Origin of the sequence: Kribbella sp. NPDC003505, assembly GCF_040610875.1 — a bacterium.
GTDB lineage: Bacteria > Actinomycetota > Actinomycetes > Propionibacteriales > Kribbellaceae > Kribbella.
This window is the reverse complement of record NZ_JBEXNA010000016.1, coordinates 96,542-113,918: the sequence shown is the minus strand read 5'-3', so window position 1 is coordinate 113,918 and position 17,377 is coordinate 96,542. Positions and strand designations below refer to the sequence as shown.

Sequence of the window (17,377 nt, the reverse complement as noted above, 5' to 3'; positions counted from 1 at the left end):
GGCGAGATGAGCGTCATGGGTGAGCGCCTGCCTGAGGCGTGGATGGTCGAGTGGCACCGGAACGGGCGGGTCGAGTTCCCCCTGCGCCGATGGTCGTTCTCAGTGTTCCCGGGTCTGTACCTGTTGGCGTTCGGGCTCTTCACGGCGGGCCGACTGCCGGACATGCTCGACGACGGCGCCTGGCGGTACCTGGCCTACCTGCTCATCGCCGGCTACGTCGGCATCGCGATCATGATCGTCTGGCAGCTCGTCACCCAGCGCCCGGCCGTCGTCGTCGACCACCGCGGCATCCACGTCGGACGCCGGCGGTTCATGGCGTGGAGCGAGATCGGGTCGATCGGTTTCGTGGCCGGCCCGAAACTGGCGCGGCAGCTCCCCGTACAGCCGAAGAACGTCTGGGCGAAGAACCTCGTCCTCACCCAGCAGCACGTCAACGACCTGTCAGCCTTCCGCCTGTGGCTCGGCGAACTGCTGGACGAACAACGCTCGGCTCCGTAACCGCTCAGGTCAGGCCGAGGCGCTTGCTCAGGCGGGGGCCGCGCTTGATCTTGATCTCCCCGAGGATGGCCGTGCCGCGGATGTGGAAGCGTTTCGGCTCGGCCGGCCGGCTGTTCGGGTCCGGGACCGCCTTCAGTCCGGCTTCTTGTTCGGAGACGGAGCCGAGGATCGGGTTGCTGTCCAGCAGGACGATGGCGTTCTGCGGGACCCGGATCTTCACGTCGGCGAGGATCGACTTCACGTCGATGTGGACCTCGTCGAACGGGATCTGCGCCTCGGTGTAGTCCAGGGTGACGTCGCCGAGCACCGCGTTGATCTCCTGGCGCTGCGGGACCAGCCAGCTCCCGGTCCGCTTGGACTCGGACATGAACACGTTGATGACCGGCCCGGACTCCACCAGCGCGCCGCCGTACTGCGGGGTGGTGGCCGGCACGGTCTGCGCGCGCGGCCCGGTGGGCAGGTCCGCGGTCAGCTCGACGAGTTCGCCGTACGTCTTGGAGGCGTACAGCGTCTCGAGGCGATCCTCGAGCTCGGTGTAGGACAGCCGGCCTTCGCCCGCGGCGTCGCGGAGGATGTCGGCGACCTCCTCGCGCTCCAGATCGGACACCCGTCGCCGCAGCACCGGATCGTCACCGGCCTGCGCGGGCACGACATCCTGCGGTCGGTTCTCCTGGGGTACGTCATCCTGGGCCACGCCAGAACGATACGCGCGCCCACCCCCGCTCGCAGACCCGTTTCCTCCCCGATTCACCCCTGATCCGGCCCCTGAGCGTGCCTCATACTGTGCACCGTGAACTGGGGTGGAGTACGCCGTGCCCGTCCGCTCGCGATCGCCTACCTGATCGCCTTTCCGGCGATGGTCGCCGGCATCGCTCTGGTGCTCGGCGCGCGGGCAACCGGACACCGGCAACTGAGCATCCCCGGTGGGGTGCTGTTCGTAGGCGGGCAGCTCGTCATCACCGCGCTGTCGTTCGGGCTCCGCGAGGTGGTGCCCTCGCGTCCGGGCGGGCGCCCGCGGGACCGCCGCGCCTCGGCCTGGAACCGTTTGTCGGTGGGCCTGGAACTGGGGCGTGCCTGGCGCGTGGCGCGTTCCGGTGAGGGTGACCTCAGTCGTTCGTGAGACCGAGGTCGCGTCGGCGCGACGTACCGCGAGAACTAGGCTTGGGGCCGTCCAGTCCAGTCTGTGTGGAGGTATGCCCGGTGTCTGCCGACTTCAACTACTCCGACCTGTTGCCGTTGGGTGCCGACGAGACGGAGTACCGGCTGCTGACGACGGAGGGTGTCAGCACGTTCACCGTAGGCGACCGGACGTTCCTGCAGGTGCAGCCGGAGGTGCTGCAGGCGCTGACCGCGGAGGCGATGCACGACATCTCGCACTACCTGCGGACCGCGCACCTCGCGCAACTGCGGCGGATCATCGACGACCCGGAGGCGTCCGGGAACGACCGGTTCGTCGCGCTCGACCTGCTGAAGAACGCGAACATCTCGGCCGGCGGCGTGCTGCCGATGTGCCAGGACACGGGCACCGCGATCGTGATGGGCAAGAAGTCCGAGGGCGTGCTCACCGGCGCGGTCGACGAGGAGTGGATCAGCCGCGGCGTGTACGACGCGTACACCAAGCTGAACCTGCGCTACTCGCAGATGGCCCCGCTGACCATGTGGGACGAGAAGAACACCGGCTCCAACCTGCCGGCCCAGATCGAGCTCTACTCGACACCGGCCGGCTCCGGCGACCCGGCGTACAAGTTCCTGTTCATGGCCAAGGGCGGCGGCTCGGCGAACAAGTCGTTCCTCTACCAGGAGACCAAGGCGGTGCTGAACCCGTCGCGGATGATGGAGTTCCTGGACGAGAAGATCCGCTCCCTCGGTACGGCGGCCTGCCCGCCGTACCACCTGGCCGTCGTGGTCGGCGGGACCTCGGCCGAGTACGCGCTGAAGACCGCGAAGTACGCCTCCGCGCACTACCTGGACACCTTGCCGACGAGCGGATCGCCGCTCGGGCACGGGTTCCGGGACGTGGAGCTGGAGGAGGAGGTCTTCAAGCTCACGCAGGAGTTCGGGATCGGCGCGCAGTTCGGCGGGAAGTACTTCTGCCACGACGTCCGGGTGATCCGGCTGCCGCGGCACGGCGCGTCCTGCCCGGTCGCGATCGCGGTGTCCTGCTCGGCGGACCGGCAGGCGCTGGCCAAGATCACGCCGGAGGGCGTGTTCCTCGAGCAGCTGGAGCGGGAGCCGGCCCGGTTCCTGCCGGACACGACCGACGAGCACCTCGACGACTCCGAGGTCGTCCGGGTCGACCTGAACCGGCCGATGAGCGAGATCCGCGCCGAGCTGTCCAAGCTGCCGGTGAAGACCCGGCTGTCGCTGACCGGCCCGCTCGTGGTGGCGCGCGACATCGCGCACGCGAAGATCAAGGAGCGGCTGGACGCGGGCGAGCCGATGCCGCAGTACCTGCGTGACCACGCCGTGTATTACGCGGGACCGGCGAAGACCCCCGAGGGTTACGCGTCCGGCTCCTTCGGGCCGACGACCGCGGGCCGGATGGACGCCTACGTCGACCAGTTCCAGGCGGCCGGCGGCTCGTTCGTCATGCTTGCCAAGGGCAACCGGTCGGCGAGGGTGACGGCGGCGTGCAAGGAGCACGGCGGGTTCTACCTGGGCTCGATCGGCGGCCCGGCGGCGCGGCTGGCGCAGGACTGCATCAAGTCCGTCGACGTGATCGAGTACCCCGAGCTCGGCATGGAGGCGATCTGGAAGATCCAGGTCGAGGACTTCCCCGCGTTCATCGTGGTCGACGACAAGGGCAACGACTTCTTCACCGACACCAGGAAGCCCGTCCCGCTGACGGTCCGCCCCCGCACCTGATCCCGTCCACCCTCGGACGTCTCAGGGGTCAACCCCGTAGCCGGTGGGTTAGGCCACCAGATTCCGAGGGGCCAACCCACCACCGACGGGGTTGACCCCTCAGACGTCCGGTGGGTGGCGTGGGTGCGGTGGTTGACGTGGGTGGGACGCCGCCGGATGCTCGGGTTGGGGGTGGTCACGATGGGGCGGCGGATGCTGCGGATGGGGAACCGGGTCGGCGTGTGGATGTACCGGACGCTCGACGGGCGGCTGGCGAGCGGCAGCAAGGACGTGCACGTCCTGATGCTCACCACGCCCGGCCGGCGGACCGGCGTACCGAGGTCGACCTGCGTGCGGTACCTGGAGACGGCGGACGGGCTCGTGGTCTGGGGCACCGGGTCGGGCTCGCCCCAGGACCCGGACTGGTTCCGGAACCTACGGGCGGCGGACAGTACCGACGTACAGATCGGCGCCGAGCACCGGCGGATGCGGGCGCGGGAACTGACCGAGCCCGAGCGGAGCACGGTGTGGACCGACGTCATCCTCCGCGAGGACCCGCGGATCGGCCGGTTCGCGACAAAGGCAGGGCGGACGATCCCCGTCGCCGTCCTGGAACCCGCCCCGGACTGACCCCGCTCAGCCGGCCTTGGTCTCGATCTCCTGCGGGAGCTTCATCAGCAGGGCCCTGGCCGCTTTGACCAGGTCCGCCTCGTTGTGCCCGAACGCCTGGAGGTAGCACCCAAGGGCCGAGCGCAGCATCTGAAGCTCGTCGGCCTGCAGCTCGATGGTGTACATACTTCCAAGCTAAGACCAATCCCGCCGGTGACAAGCGCTCGTGACCTACCTGTTGTCAGCAGCTGTGCAGCTCCTCGGCGATCCAGGTCGGCTGATGGGTCGTGGGCGCGACGGGCAGCCGCCAGGCCGGCGGCGCCGACCAGGACTCCCAGCCGTCGGAGAACGGCGCGGTCCAGGCCTCGACGTCGCGGATCGCCAGGTGCGCGTCGGCGACGATCCGCTCGGCCTCGGCTGCGCTGAAACGTCCGGCGCTGACCGCTCCCTCGAGCTCGTCCTCGTCCTTCCACTCGATCGTGCGGTCCGGGTTGATCCACAGGTCAAGCACATGATCGACCGTGGTCGTACGGCGGGCCGCCCAGTCGCGGACGTGCTCGCGCTCGAGGTTCACGTACCACCCGCGGAAGGTCGTGTCGGCGTCCCAGAAGTACCAGACCGACCACGGCTTGCCGGGCGGCGACACCTTGAGGATCCCGGTCCCGCGCCAGACGTCGAGCTTCAGCACCCGCTCCGCGGTGAACATCGCGACCGGACCGGCGTGCCGGATCTCGCGGCCGTCGACGAGGACTGGTTTGAGCAACGGCGTCCCGGGGGCGAGCCAGGCGACCAGCCCGTCCGCGTCGTCCCGCACCACCGTCATCGGCCGCACGAGCGGCTTGTCGGCGTGCTGTCCGAGGCCTTCGTACACCCACTCGATCGTCGTGCCGGGCTCCCAGAACGTCACGACTGTGCCGGCCGGGTCATGGACAGGACGTCGAGGGCCGCGTCCAGCTGCTCCTCGGTGAGGTCGCCCTTCTCGACGTGCCCGTTCTCGATCACGACCTCGCGGATCGTCTTGCCTTGTTTCAAGGCGCTCTTGGCGACCGCGGCGGCGTTCTCGTAGCCGATGTAGCGGTTCAGGGGCGTGACGATCGACGGGGACGACTCGGCCAGCGCGCGGGCGTGATCGACGTTCGCCGTGATGCCGTCGACGCAGCGGTCGGCGAGCAGCCGCGAACTGTTGGCCAGCAGGCTGATCGACTCGAGCAGGTTGCGCGCGATCACCGGGAGCATCACGTTCAGCTCGAAGTTGCCGCCGGCACCGGCCACGGTGATCGCGGTGTCGTTGCCGATCACCTGCGCGGCGACCATCAGCGTCGCCTCGCAGATCACCGGGTTCACCTTGCCGGGCATGATGCTCGACCCGGGCTGCAGGTCCGGCAGCGCGATCTCGCCGAGCCCGGCGCGCGGCCCGGAGCCCATCCAGCGCAGGTCGTTGCAGATCTTCGTCAGGCTGACCGCGACCGTCTTCAGCTGCCCGGACAGCTCGACCAGCCCGTCGCGCGCCCCCTGGGCCTCGAAATGGTCCTCGGCCTCGGTCAGCTCCAGCCCGGTGCGGCGGTTGAGCTCGGTGATGACGGCCGCCGCGAACCCGGGCGGTGTGTTGATCCCGGTGCCGACCGCCGTCCCGCCCAGCGGCAGCTCGGCGACGCGGGGCAGCGTGGCGTGCACGCGCGCGGCGCCGCGGCGGATCTGCTGGGCATACCCGTCGAACTCCTGGCCGAGCGTCACCGGCGTCGCGTCCATCAGGTGTGTGCGCCCGGACTTCACCACCTCGGCGAACTCGGATCCCTTGCGGGACAGGGAATCCGCGAGGTGCTCGAGGGCCGGCAGCAGCTCCTGGACGACACCCGCCGTGGCGGCGACGTGGATCGCCGACGGGAAGGTGTCGTTGCTGGACTGCGACGCGTTGACGTGATCGTTCGGGTGCACGTCGGCGCCGAGTGCGCGGGTGGCGAGGGTGGCCAGGACCTCGTTGACGTTCATGTTCGTCGAGGTGCCGGAACCGGTCTGGAAGACGTCGATCGGGAACTCCGCGTCGAACTGCCCCGCGGTCACCTGGTCCGCGGCGGCCACGATCGCGGCGGACCGATCGGCGTCGAGCACCCCGAGTGACGCGTTCACGACCGCGGCGGAGGCCTTGATCTGCGCCAGCGCGTGCACGAGCTCCGGCGCCAGCGGCCGCCCGGAGATCGGGAAGTTCTCCACCGCGCGCTGCGTCTGCGCCCGCCACAACGCGTCGCGGGGCACCTTGACCTCGCCCATCGTGTCGTGCTCGATCCGGAAGTCCACGTCATCACCCATGCCAAAAAGAGTACGTCGATCACCGCTGCCGGAACCGCGCGATCGGCAACCTGTGGACAACGACACAACGACTACGAGCTGCCCTGGTAGACGTAATACAGCTCGTCGCGACCCTGGAGCTGAACCGGCACCGGCTTGACCTCGCACGTGCCGAACACGGCGCCGACGGCGGTCTCCAGGGCGGTCGACACGGACGAGGACCACACGGTGAGGACGCCGCCGGCGCGCAGCTTGGCCCGGCAGGTGGTCAGGAAGCCGGACGTGTAGATGGTCGAGTTCTCGTTGTAGACAAGGAAGTCCGGGCCGTTGTCGACGTCCAGCAGGATCGCGTCGACGGACGCGTCGGGCAGGTCCGTGACGACGGCCCGGACGTCCCCGACGACGACCGCGACCCGCGGGTCGTCGAGGATCGACGGGACCAGGCCGGAGCGCATCCACGACACCAGGTCCGGCTCGATCTCCGCGACCACCACCTCGCCGAGCCGGTCGTCGGCGAGCAGCGCGCGAACCGTGTACCCGAGGCCGAGTCCCCCGACCAGCACCCGATCGGGCCGCTGCACCTCCTCCAGCGCAGCCGACGCCAGCAACTCCTCGCTCGACGTCTCCCGGTCGTCCATCACGAAGACACCGTTGACCCGCAGCTCCAGCGCCCCGTCGTCCTCGCGGCGCCGTAGCACCAGCTCACCACGCTCACTACGCGCCCGCGCAATCTCCCGCACGCCGCCATCCTCCCATCCACACATCCCGCTACGTCCGAAGAAGTCGAGAGACCTCCCGCCGCATCTTCGGACGTAAGGCGGTTGTCCACAGGGGCGGGAGAGAGTGGTGGCGGGAGCGGGGGTGCAGAGGGGAAACTCTCGCGGATGTTGGAAGGAGGCGGCTCTCGGGCGGCGCGTCATCGGCGGCAACGAGCCGAGCGTAGCCGCGAACTGTTCGCGCAGCAGTACGGCGTTGCGAGTCGCAGGCAGTTGTACGCCGTCGGACTCGGGCGCTGGGACGTCAAGGCCGAGCTCCGTTCCGGCCGTTGGTTGACGCGTGGACCGCAGTCGATCAGCAATATCACCGGCGTGCTGTGCGAGCGAGGGCGTTGGTGGACCGCATTGATCGAGGTCGGGTCCCGCGCGGCTCTGGACGGTGTCACCGCACTCCAAGCGGCCGGACTGACCGGCTTCACCGAGCCTGCCATCCATATCTCGATGCCCAAGTCCGGAAAGCCGAGGCGGTGGCCAGGAGCGGTGGTGCACGACACCCGGCGCCGGCTCAGCACGGATCTCGTCATCGCTGGCATTCCGCGAGTCCGACCGGCCGTTGCAGCTGTGCGGGCAGCGCTCTGGGCCGCCTCCGATCGCCAGGCCGCGCTGATCATGACGATGTCAGTACAGCAGCAGCTGGTCACCGTCGCTGCGTTGGACGAGGCGATGGCGGGCGTCCGGCGGCACCGCAGGCGCAGGTTCCTTCTCCAGCTCCTCGTCGATCTCCAGGGTGGTGTGCAGTCGATGGCGGAACTCGACTTCGCCCGGATGTGCAGGGCGGCGGGGCTGCCGGAACCAGATCGTCAGGCGGTTCACGACTTCGGGGGCGGTTGGGCCGTGGTCGACAACGAGTGGACCGAGTACGACCTGGTGGTGGAGATCGAAGGTGCTCATCACCTGCACGCTCCGGTGACGATCTCCGACGCCTTGCGGCAGAACAACCTGACCACCCGTCGGTCGTCCGTACTGCGGATCCCTGTAGCCGGCCTCCGGACCGACCCCGCCCGTTTCCTCGACCAGGTCCGCGCTGCGCTCGTGGCGCGCGGCTGGCGACCCCACTAACCCGCTACGTCCGAAGAAGTGCGAGTACGTCTCGCCATTTCTTCGGACGTAACGGTGAGGATCGGGTGATCAGTACCAGCCGGTGTTCTGGGAGTGGTTCCACGCCTTGCACGGCGAACCGTACGTGGCCTCGATGTAGTCCAGGCCCCACTTGATCTGGGTGACCGGGTTGGTCCGCCAGTCCTTGCCGTACGCCGCCATCCGGTTGCCCGGCAGCGCCTGCGGGATGCCGTATGCCGACGACGTCGGGTTGTCGGCGCTGACCTTCCAGCGGGATTCCTTGTTCCAGAGCTTCTCCAGGCAGCTGAACTGGCTCTGGCTCCAGCCGTGGTCGGGGAGGAGGTTCATCGCGACCTCCTTCGGCGTGCCCTCGTACTTCTTCCGCTCGGCGTCCCGGCTGGCCCGCTCCTCGGCGGCGTCCCGGCTCGCCTCCTTGAGTGCCTGATAGCGCAGCAAAGCCGCGTTCTTGGCCTTCATCTTCTGGTCGGCCGCGTCCTGCAGCGCGGTGCGCTGCTGCTCGATGGCCTCGACCTGGTTCCGCATCCGGACCGCCTCGGCGGCGATCTCGGCGGCCGACTTCTCCTTGGCCGACGGCGTGGTCGCGGACGGGATGGCCTTCCCACTGTTCAGCACGGCCATCTCGGCCCGCCCGGACACCTTCTCCGACGCACTGCTGCTCCCAGGAGAGCTGAAGAGGTCGACACCGGCGACAACGGAGACCACGGCGATTCCGGTGACTGCGAGAACCGCGACGGAGCGCTTCGCTTTCATCTGTCCTTCCGAGAAAACCCGACCCCCGTCGGCTGCAACGAGAACATACTCTGACGTAAACCGTCCGTGATCACAAGCAGGTCACGAACGAACGGTGCGGCCGCCGCGTGGCGACCGCACCGTTCTTACTCTCGCTTTACAGAAAGCTATTACCTAAGAAACGTAACGCTCCTTACAGCTGCAGATCGTCCAGCATCTCGGTGACCAGCGCCGCGATCGGCGACCGCTCCGAGCGGGTCAGCGTGACGTGCGCGAACAGCGGATGCCCCTTGAGCTGCTCGACCACCGCGACCACGCCGTCGTGCCGGCCGACCCGCAGGTTGTCCCGCTGGGCCACGTCGTGGGTGAGCACCACCCGCGAGTTGGCGCCGACCCGGGACAGCACCGTGAGCAGCACGTTGCGCTCCAGCGACTGCGCCTCGTCCACGATCACGAACGCGTCGTGCAGCGACCGGCCGCGGATGTGGGTCAGCGGCAGCACCTCGAGCATCCCGCGATCGATCACCTCGTCGATCACGTCACCGCTGGTCAGCGCGCCGAGCGTGTCGTACACGGCCTGGGCCCACGGCTGCATCTTCTCCGACTCGCTGCCCGGCAGGTACCCGAGCTCCTGGCCGCCGACCGCGAACAGCGGCCGGAAGACCACCACCTTCTTGTGCTGGCGGCGCTCCATCACCGATTCCAGCCCGGCACACAGCGCGAGCGCGGACTTCCCCGTACCGGCGCGGCCGCCGAGCGAGATGATCCCGACGTCCGGGTCCAGCAACAGGTCCAGCGCGACCCGCTGCTCGGCGGACCGGCCGCGGATCCCGAACGCCTCGCGGTCGCCGCGGACCAGCCGGATCCGCTTGTCCGGCATCACCCGGCCGAGCGCGCTGCCCCGGTCGGACAGCATCACCAGCCCGGTGTGGGTCGGGAACTCGCCGGCCGCCGGCAGCTCGACCGAACCGTTCTCGTACAGGTCGTCCACGACATGGGTCTCGACCTCGAGCTCCGCCATCCCGGTCCAGCCGGACTCCAGCGTCAGCTCGGCGCGGTACTCCTCGGCGAGCAGGCCGCACGCCGAGGCCTTGACCCGCATCGGCAGGTCCTTCGAGACCAGCGTGACGTCCTTGCCCTCGGCCATGAAGTTGCAGGCCACGGCCAGGATCCGGCTGTCGTTGTCGCCGAGCCGGAAACCGGCCGGCAGCCTCTCCGGGTCGGTGTGGTTCAGCTCGACCCGGAGGGTTCCACCCTTCTCCCCCACTGGCAGGGGCGCGTCCAGACGTCCGTGCAGGATCCGGAGCTCGTCGAGCAGTCGCAACGCCGTACGGGCGAAGTAGCCGAGCTCCGGGTGATGCCGTTTGGCCTCCAATTCGGTGACGACGACCACCGGGACGACGACCTCGTGCTCGTCGAACCGCAACATCGCGTGCGGGTCGGACAGGAGCACCGAGGTGTCCAGCACGAATGTGCGCTGGGCCGGTGTGGATGAGGTACTTGACGCCTTGGCATTCGCGGCCATGTCGCACGTCCTCTTCTGGCCGTGACGTGCACCCTCGCCCCGGCCGACCAGTGGTTAGGTGGACCGGGTGCCGCCCTCGGGGTCTGGTGCAGACCCCGTCCGCCGTGCCGCGTACGCAACGACGGGAATCAGTGAGATCGAGACCTGACGTCTCGGATACTCCGTTCGGCCCCTCATGGGGCTACCGGCTGGCGAACGATTCTCAAGCTGATCGGGCCTCCCGGACAGCCGGCTTCCCCTCCGACCGTCACTGTCAGGGTAGGAGCCTCCTGCAAACGGCGCAGCCCGACACGCCCGGCCACGGGGTTAACACGGTGTTACGCCTTTCCCCCTCACGCGGGGGATCCACCTCACTCCGCCGGGTGATCCGGTCCGGCGGCCGCGCGACGAGGCTCGGGGCATGACTCGGAGCATCACAAGGAACTGGCCGACGTGGACCGGATACGCCACCGCGCTCTGGTCGCTGGTGTACGGCGTACTCGGGCTGTACTGGACCTTCGGCGGCGCCGGCTACCCATTCGCGCGGGTCCCCGACGACCTGTCCACGGCGTCGATCCTGGAAGGTACGCCCGTGCACGTCGTCGCCCCGGCGATGGCGGCGATCGGCCTCGGCGGCGCCGCCCTCGCGCTCGTCATGACGCACACCAGGCCGCGCGGGTCGATCCTGCAGGCGATCGCCGCCGTACTCGCGGTCGGCCTCGCGCTCGTCGTACCCGACTACACACTGGTCGCGGTGGTCGCCATGGCCCCGGCACTGATCGTGTTCGCCTTCACCGGCGTACCGGGACCGCAGGACGGCGTCGGCGACATACTCTACTGGCACCGGGTGAACCTGATCATCCTGTTCGTCGGCGGGGTGCTCTGGGCGGCGACGGCGCTGGCCTACCACCGGCGCAGCCGCGAGGCGTGCGTCTCGTGCGGCCGGGGCGCCGCGGAGCCCGCCTGGAAGCGCCCGGAGGCCGCGCTCCGGTGGGGCCGCTGGGCGGTCGCGATAGCGGTGCTGGCGAACCTCCCCTACGAGTTCACCCGGATCGCCTGGTACGTCGGCTGGCCGCTCGGCATCACCGACGAGTTCCACCGGATGATGGCCGACACGCCCGGGATGCTCGAGATGGGCCTCGGCCTGGCCGTCCTGGGCCTGGGCGGCGGCGTCCTCACGCACGGCCTGGTGCACCGGTGGGGCGAGGTGTACCCACGGTGGATCTGGTTCAAGGCCGGCCGCCGCGTACCGCCGCTGCTCGCGATCGTCCCGGCCTCGATCGTGTCGGCCGTCCTGATTCCGGCCGGGCTGATGAACACCCAGGCCCCGCTCGACGGCGATATGTGGGGAGCCAACATGCCGGGCATCCTGTGGATCGCCTGGGGCGCGGCGTTGGGCGTGGCGACGTACGCGTACTACCTGCGGCGCCGTACGACGTGCTCGCGGTGCGGGCGCGGCACTACGTCCCGAAGCGACGCTCTCGCTGCGCATAGCTCCGGATCGCGCGCAGGAAGTCGACGTGCCGGAAGTCCGGCCACAGCGCCTCGCAGAAGTAGAACTCGCTCAACGCGCTCTGCCACAGCAGGAAGCCGCCCAGGCGCTGCTCACCCGACGTCCGGATGACCAGGTCCGGATCCGGCTGGCCCTTCGTGTACAGGTGCCGCGCGATGTGCTCCACGTCGACGCGGTCGGCGAGCTCCTCGATCGAGATGCCCTTCGCGGCCTCCTCGAGCAGCAGCGAGCGGACCGCGTCGGCGAGCTCGCGCCGCCCGCCGTACCCGACCGCGACGTTGACCAGCATCCCCTGGTTGTCCTGCGTCGCCGTCTCGGCCGCCTTCAGCGCCTCGGCGGTCGTGCCCGGCAGCAGGTCGAGCGCGCCGACCGGGTGGATCCGCCAGCGGCCGATCGCGGTCAGCTCCTCGACGGTCTGCTCGATGATCCGCAGCAGCGGCTCGAGCTCCTCGGCCGGGCGGGTCAGGTTGTCGGTGGACAGCATCCACACCGTGACGACCTTGACGCCGACGTCGTCGCACCACTCCAGGAACTCGGAGATCTTGTTCGCCCCGGCCTCGTGGCCGCGCGACACCGGGTCGCCGACCTGGCGGGCCCAGCGCCGGTTGCCGTCGATGATGACGCCGATGTGCCGCGGGATCCGGTCCGGCGACAGGGACCGGCGGACCCGACGCTCGTACAGGCCGTAGATCGCGCCGCGCAGCTTCTGTTTGCCAGGTGTCCGCATGGGCAGGGTGCTCTCCTCAAAGACTCTCGGTCACGAGGCTAGCCCAGAAACGCCGCCGGTGAGAGGCCCTGGAGTGGCTTGCAGAAACCTGCCGGGAAGGTCGAACTTTTCGGTGCGTTCGGGCGTCGTACCCCGCGGGCCTGCTGCAGCACCCGGGTGACTTCGCCTACATTTCATTCTTCCGACCGATGCAACCTACGGTTCCGTAGGTTACGGTTGCGTAGGTATGAACCGCCCGGACTCCCCTCGAAAGGACGGCGATGACCGCTACCAGCGCCCAGCCCCAGGACCTCGGGCACCGGCTCTCCGGCCGGCTCGGGCCGCTCAAGCCCAAACTTCGCGGATGGTTGCACGCCGGCACGTTCCCGCTCGCCACCGCCGCCGGCATCGTGCTGATCTGCCTGGCCCCGCACGCGAACGCACGCTGGGCGGCGGCGGTCTATACCGCCGGGTCGATGCTGCTGTTCGGCATCTCGGCGCTGTACCACCGGTTCTACTGGGGCCCGACCGGCGAGGCGATCCTGCGCCGGCTCGACCACAGCAACATCTTCCTGCTGATCGCCGGCACCTACACCCCGCTCGGCATGGTGCTGCTGCACGGCAAGGACCGGCTGCTGATGCTCGGCCTGGTCTGGGGCGGCGCCGTGCTCGGCATCCTGTTCCGGATCTTCTGGCTGAGCGCCCCGCGCTGGATCTACACCCCGATCTACCTGGCCCTCGGCTGGGTCGCGATCTTCTGGATGGGCGACATCTACCACGCCGGCGGCGCGGCGGTCGTCACCCTGATCGCGGTCGGCGGCGGCCTGTACTCGATCGGCGCCGTCGTCTACGGCACCAAGCGCCCCAACCCCTCCCCCCGCTGGTTCGGCTTCCACGAGATCTTCCACGCCTTCACCGTGGCCGCCTTCATCTGCCACTACATCGCCGTCAGCATCGCGACGTACCACGCCGGCTGACGAGGACACACCTTCGCTTGACCAAGCGTGTGTTGCTGAGGGGCGAGTCGTGGCGAATGGCTCCTGCCCCTCCCGCCGAGTCGTGAAAAGCGGCTGCCGCTGACAACCACTTTTCACGACTCGACGACCAAACCCTGCGCGAGCGTCCGGTCAGTCACCTGCGCCTAGTTCTCGGAGGGTTTCTCGGAGGGCCGTGTAGCGGGACTCGCCCAGGTGGCGGGACCAGGATTCTTCTACTCGGGCGATGGCTTCTCGGCTGTACGCGACTGCTTCGTCACCCAGCGCCGTACGGCGGACCAGGCGGACTCGTCGGTCTTCGTGGAGGCGCTCCGAGGTGGTGTAGCCGAGTTTCTGGAGGTAGTCGACGTGCTGGCCGAGGCCCTGTTTCGTCATCGTGGCGACCTCGGCCAAGTCGGTGATCCGGGCGCCCTCGGGCGGGATCAGTTCGAGCAGCCGGTAGTGCGAGACGCGCAGCCCGGGGAACCGCTCCTCCGAGGTCGCGAGGATCTCCGCCCGGATGCGCCGCAGCGCCTGCCCGAGCAGTCCGGCCACGTGGTCCACGCGGTGATCGTCGTTGACGGAGGTCATAAAGCCACTTTACTATGCCGATAGTAAGGTGACTTTACTTCCTTGGGGGGAACATGATCACCGAACTCGCACCGTTGGGCCGGGACGCGTTGGGGGCCGACGACCTGGCCGCGCTCGTGCGGACGATCACCGGGGATCCGGCGGCCGTCGCAGGCGCGGTCCGGGTCGAGCCTGTCGACTACCCGATCGGCACGCCGAGCACCGAGTCCCTGCACCGCGTCTTCGGTACGACGGCCGACGGCGCCGGCTGGTCGTGCTTCGTGAAGAAGCTCCAGTCGGTCCGGCACTCGCCGATCATCAGGTTCGTGCCGATCGATTACCGGCAGAGCTTCATCGACTACATGCCCTGGCAGCTGGAGATCGCCGTGCACCGCAGCGGCGTCGGCGACCTGATGCCCGACGGGTTGCGGCTCGCGAAGGCCTACCGCATCGACCTGTACGACGACGACCGCGGCACGGTGTGGATGGAGAACGTCGTCCAGGAATGGGGCCCGTGGCCGCTGGAGCGCTTCGAGCGAGCGGCGTACCTGCTCGGCAGGCTGTCCGCGCGCCGCCAACCGCACCTCGTCGAGCCGCTGCTCGACAGGGAGGTCTCCAGCACCCCCGGTTCGGCGCTGCGCTACTACGCGAACGGCCGCGTCATGAAGTCCGCGCTGCCGGTCCTCGCCGACCCGCAGTGCTGGCGGCAGCCCCTGCTCGCGGCGGCGGTGTGCAACCTCAACGAGCACGCCCTGCGGGACGATCTGCTCGCACTGGGCGAGCGCATTCCCGCGGTCCTCGACACGCTCGACGCGTTGCCGCAGTGCTACCAGCACGGTGACGCCAGCCCGCAGAACCTGCTGGTGCCGCACGACAGCCCGGACGAGTTCGTGGCGATCGACTGGGGTTTCGACTGCCCGCAGGCGGCCGGATTCGACCTGGGGCAGTTGCTGATCGGGCTGGCCCACGCGGGGGAGCTCTCGCCGGAGGCGCTGCCCGCAGTACACAAGGTCATCCTGAAGGCGTTTCAGGAGGGGCTCCGCGAAGACGGGATGGAGGTGGACGAGGAGCAGGTGCTGTACGGGTACCTCGGCTCGCTGCTCGTCCGGGCCGCGTTCACCGCGCTGCCGCTGGAGCAGTTCGGTAAGGCGGACGCATCGCTGGAGCTGTTCGAGGAGCGCGTGCTGCTGACCCGCACGCTGGTCGACCTGGTGTCGCCGGTGATCTGAACATTTCAGTCGTGTCACAGCTGCAACGAACGACCCGTCACCCGGTATCCATAGAGCGTGACGAACCTGAGCACATACGCAGCAATGGCCGTGTGTACGACCGTCGCGGGACTCGTGCTGACCGGGTGCGGCAGCGAGTCCGGTTCGGCGGGCACGCCGCAGAGCACGACACCGCCGCCCACCCTGCCGACCGTGACGCAGTCGACGCCGGTGGGTACCGGCCTGCCGTTGACCGTGTCCAGGACCGGCGGGTTCGCCGGCTTCGACGACCACGTGCAGGTCGGCCCCGACGGCGTCGCGACGGTGACCAAGCGCGGGAAGGAAACGATCCGGTGCAAGCTCGACCCGAGCCTGCTGGCGTCCATCACCACGGCCGCTCAGCAGGTCGACTGGGCGAGCGTCACCGCGACCAAGCTGACCACGAAGCACCCCGACGACATGATCGTCGCGGTGTCGGCGAACGGGAAGACGGCCCGGATCGAGGACCCGAACCTGAAGCCGTTGGCGGCCCCGGTGAACAAACTGCTCACCGAAGCCGCCGTTCCGCCGGGCAAGCTCTGCAAGCAGCTCTAGGCGGTCAGGGCCACGTCGTCGATCACGAAGCTCGTCTGCAGCGAGGAGTCTTCCTGGCCGACGAACTTCACCGTGACCGTCCTGCCCTTGTACTGCGTGACGTCCAGCGTCTTCTGTACGTACGACGAGCTCTTGTTCAGGTTCGAGTACGTCGCCAGCGTCGTCGTGGTGGATCCGTCGACGATCTGGACCTTCACGGTGTCGTAGACGGTCGACGAGGTCGTCTCGGCGGTGTCGATCCGGATCCACAACGACAGCGAGGCCGCCGTCGCCGTGGCCGGGATCGCGACCGACTGGCCGAGGTTCTCGGTGCTGCTCCGGCCGTTCCCCTGCAGCCACGCCTTGTACGACCCGGTGTGCGCCGGACGTGACGAGCTGTTGGTGATCACGCCGGTGTCGCCGGTCCAGTTCACCGCACCGGACCCGAAGCCCGGGTTCTGCAGCAGGTTGCCGCCGGTCGGCGGCGGCCCGCCGGTGTAGTCCTTCTGCGCGTAGTTCCAGATCATGTGGCCGATGGCATCGATCTGGCGGTCGAGCGACGTCAGGTTCAGATTGTTGATGGTGTCGCAGGACCGGTGGTAGCACGGGTCGAACGCGCTCCCCGCGGTACCGCCCCACTTCGACGCCTGGGCGGACGTCTTGGTGCCTTCGGCGCCGGAGAAGGTCCCGGCCGTGGGGACACCCAACGAACGGAACGCGGCGTGGTCGGAGCGGCCCTGGACGTCGATGAACTCGGTCTGGACGCTCTTGCTCGTGAAGTACGCGACCAGGTCGTCCCGGGCGCCGTCGCCGGCCGGGTTGTCGTCGTACACGAAGTACCCCGGGTTCGGCGACGCGATCATGTCGAAGTTCAGGTACAGCTCGATCTTGTCGCGCTCGGCGGAGGGCACGTTGTTGACGTAGTACTTCGAGCCGAGCAGCCCGAGCTCCTCGGCACCCCAGAAGCCGAAGCGCAGCCGGTTCCTGGGAGTTTGGCCGCTGGCGGCGTAGGCGAGGGCGGTTTCGAGTACGCCGGCGCTGCCAGAACCGTTGTCGTTGATTCCTGGACCGGAGCTGACGCTGTCCAGGTGCGAGCCGGCCATCACGACGTGGTTCGCGTCGCCGTGCGGCCATTCCGCGATCACGTTGTACGACGTACCGGCCGAGGTGCTGAACGACTGCAGGGTGGTGGTGTACCCGGCCGCATCCAGCTTGGCCTTCACATAGTCGGCCGAGGCCTTGTAGCCGGCCCTGCCGGTGTACCGGTTGCCACCGTTGCTGTTGGCAATGGACTGCAACTGGTCCAGGTGGGCCTTGGTGTTGGTGACCGAGATGTCGGGCGACTCGGCCGCGACCGCGCTGTTGCCGGTGACAAACACTGCCCCGGCGACGAGCGCTACTACGCCGAGCCCTGGGACGAGGGACTTGCGCATGGTGGATCTCCTTCGGGCAAAGGAAATCCGGGGCGTGCGGGCCTTGGGCGGAGGGCCGCACACGCCCCGGACGA

At 68.8% G+C, this 17,377-nt stretch carries 18 protein-coding genes; 8 read left to right on the top strand and 10 right to left on the bottom strand.

Annotated features, from left to right (window positions below; all coding sequences use genetic code 11):
• Positions 1 to 15: 15 nt before the first annotated feature.
• Positions 16 to 498, top strand: a complete 483-nt coding sequence (locus tag ABZX12_RS38795; protein WP_355700461.1) for a hypothetical protein — start codon at positions 16 to 18, stop codon at positions 496 to 498.
• Positions 499 to 502: 4 nt separating this feature from the next.
• On the opposite strand, the gene ABZX12_RS38790 is transcribed toward ABZX12_RS38795, so the two are convergent.
• The gene (locus tag ABZX12_RS38790) at positions 503 to 1,192 is read right to left on the bottom strand and encodes a DUF1707 domain-containing protein (RefSeq protein WP_355700460.1); all 690 of its coding nucleotides are present in this window, start codon (positions 1,190 to 1,192) and stop codon (positions 503 to 505) included.
• 96 nt (positions 1,193 to 1,288) lie between these two features.
• Here ABZX12_RS38790 and ABZX12_RS38785 point away from each other — a divergent pair, with 96 nt between their 5' ends.
• The 3 genes from ABZX12_RS38785 to ABZX12_RS38775 all read left to right on the top strand — a co-directional run bounded on the left by ABZX12_RS38785 (position 1,289) and on the right by ABZX12_RS38775 (position 3,972).
• A complete protein-coding gene (locus ABZX12_RS38785) occupies positions 1,289 to 1,618 on the top strand; it encodes a hypothetical protein (protein ID WP_355700459.1) in 330 nt (109 codons plus the stop codon).
• A gap of 80 nt (positions 1,619 to 1,698) precedes the next feature.
• Positions 1,699 to 3,363 carry a fumarate hydratase gene (locus tag ABZX12_RS38780; RefSeq protein ID WP_355700458.1) on the top strand — a complete coding sequence of 555 codons (1,665 nt, stop codon included), beginning with the start codon at positions 1,699 to 1,701 and terminating at the stop codon, positions 3,361 to 3,363.
• Positions 3,364 to 3,486: 123 nt separating this feature from the next.
• The gene (locus tag ABZX12_RS38775; RefSeq protein WP_355700457.1) at positions 3,487 to 3,972 is read left to right on the top strand and encodes a nitroreductase/quinone reductase family protein; all 486 of its coding nucleotides are present in this window, start codon (positions 3,487 to 3,489) and stop codon (positions 3,970 to 3,972) included.
• Positions 3,973 to 3,978: 6 nt separating this feature from the next.
• Here the strand turns inward: ABZX12_RS38775 and ABZX12_RS38770 are convergent, their stop codons facing one another.
• The 4 genes from ABZX12_RS38770 to ABZX12_RS38755 all read right to left on the bottom strand — a co-directional run bounded on the left by ABZX12_RS38770 (position 3,979) and on the right by ABZX12_RS38755 (position 6,977).
• Entirely contained in the window at positions 3,979 to 4,137 is a 159-nt protein-coding gene (locus ABZX12_RS38770) for a hypothetical protein (RefSeq protein ID WP_355700456.1), read from the bottom strand.
• A gap of 55 nt (positions 4,138 to 4,192) precedes the next feature.
• Positions 4,193 to 4,858, bottom strand: coding sequence for a DUF402 domain-containing protein (locus tag ABZX12_RS38765; RefSeq protein WP_355700455.1), 666 nt, complete (start codon positions 4,856 to 4,858; stop codon positions 4,193 to 4,195).
• Positions 4,855 to 6,258: a class II fumarate hydratase gene (locus ABZX12_RS38760; protein ID WP_355700454.1), complete on the bottom strand. Its 1,404-nt coding sequence runs from the start codon at positions 6,256 to 6,258 to the stop codon at positions 4,855 to 4,857. The genes ABZX12_RS38765 and ABZX12_RS38760 overlap by 4 nt, the downstream gene beginning before the upstream one ends.
• Before the next feature lie 71 nt (positions 6,259 to 6,329).
• Positions 6,330 to 6,977, bottom strand: a complete 648-nt coding sequence (locus tag ABZX12_RS38755; RefSeq protein ID WP_355700453.1) for a hypothetical protein — start codon at positions 6,975 to 6,977, stop codon at positions 6,330 to 6,332.
• Between the two features lie 144 nt (positions 6,978 to 7,121).
• Between ABZX12_RS38755 and ABZX12_RS38750 the strand changes: the two genes are divergently transcribed.
• Positions 7,122 to 8,072 carry a hypothetical protein gene (locus ABZX12_RS38750; protein WP_355700452.1) on the top strand — a complete coding sequence of 317 codons (951 nt, stop codon included), beginning with the start codon at positions 7,122 to 7,124 and terminating at the stop codon, positions 8,070 to 8,072.
• Positions 8,073 to 8,141: 69 nt separating this feature from the next.
• On the opposite strand, the gene ABZX12_RS38745 is transcribed toward ABZX12_RS38750, so the two are convergent.
• From ABZX12_RS38745 to ABZX12_RS38735, 3 genes are all read right to left on the bottom strand, one after another.
• Positions 8,142 to 8,843 (bottom strand): hypothetical protein, encoded by a 702-nt coding sequence (locus tag ABZX12_RS38745; protein WP_355700451.1) that lies wholly within the window; start codon positions 8,841 to 8,843, stop codon positions 8,142 to 8,144.
• 172 nt (positions 8,844 to 9,015) lie between these two features.
• Positions 9,016 to 10,347 (bottom strand): PhoH family protein, encoded by a 1,332-nt coding sequence (locus ABZX12_RS38740; RefSeq protein ID WP_355700450.1) that lies wholly within the window; start codon positions 10,345 to 10,347, stop codon positions 9,016 to 9,018.
• A 1,439-nt stretch (positions 10,348 to 11,786) separates the two neighbouring features.
• Positions 11,787 to 12,566, bottom strand: coding sequence for an isoprenyl transferase (locus ABZX12_RS38735; RefSeq protein WP_355476954.1), 780 nt, complete (start codon positions 12,564 to 12,566; stop codon positions 11,787 to 11,789).
• A 260-nt stretch (positions 12,567 to 12,826) separates the two neighbouring features.
• On the opposite strand from ABZX12_RS38735, the gene ABZX12_RS38730 reads away from it, so the two are divergent.
• Positions 12,827 to 13,522 (top strand): hemolysin III family protein, encoded by a 696-nt coding sequence (locus tag ABZX12_RS38730; protein WP_355700449.1) that lies wholly within the window; start codon positions 12,827 to 12,829, stop codon positions 13,520 to 13,522.
• Positions 13,523 to 13,672: 150 nt separating this feature from the next.
• Here ABZX12_RS38730 and ABZX12_RS38725 read toward each other — a convergent pair whose 3' ends face one another.
• Positions 13,673 to 14,110 carry a MarR family winged helix-turn-helix transcriptional regulator gene (locus tag ABZX12_RS38725; RefSeq protein ID WP_355700448.1) on the bottom strand — a complete coding sequence of 146 codons (438 nt, stop codon included), beginning with the start codon at positions 14,108 to 14,110 and terminating at the stop codon, positions 13,673 to 13,675.
• A 53-nt stretch (positions 14,111 to 14,163) separates the two neighbouring features.
• On the opposite strand from ABZX12_RS38725, the gene ABZX12_RS38720 reads away from it, so the two are divergent.
• Positions 14,164 to 15,318, top strand: a complete 1,155-nt coding sequence (locus ABZX12_RS38720; protein WP_355700447.1) for a phosphotransferase — start codon at positions 14,164 to 14,166, stop codon at positions 15,316 to 15,318.
• Between the two features lie 57 nt (positions 15,319 to 15,375).
• The gene (locus ABZX12_RS38715; protein ID WP_355700446.1) at positions 15,376 to 15,891 is read left to right on the top strand and encodes a hypothetical protein; all 516 of its coding nucleotides are present in this window, start codon (positions 15,376 to 15,378) and stop codon (positions 15,889 to 15,891) included.
• Here ABZX12_RS38715 and ABZX12_RS38710 read toward each other — a convergent pair.
• On the bottom strand, positions 15,888 to 17,303 hold the full coding sequence (locus tag ABZX12_RS38710; RefSeq protein ID WP_355700445.1) for a M28 family metallopeptidase: 1,416 nt from the start codon (positions 17,301 to 17,303) through the stop codon (positions 15,888 to 15,890). The two genes, ABZX12_RS38715 and ABZX12_RS38710, sit on opposite strands and share 4 nt — an antisense overlap.
• Positions 17,304 to 17,377: the final 74 nt, after the last annotated feature.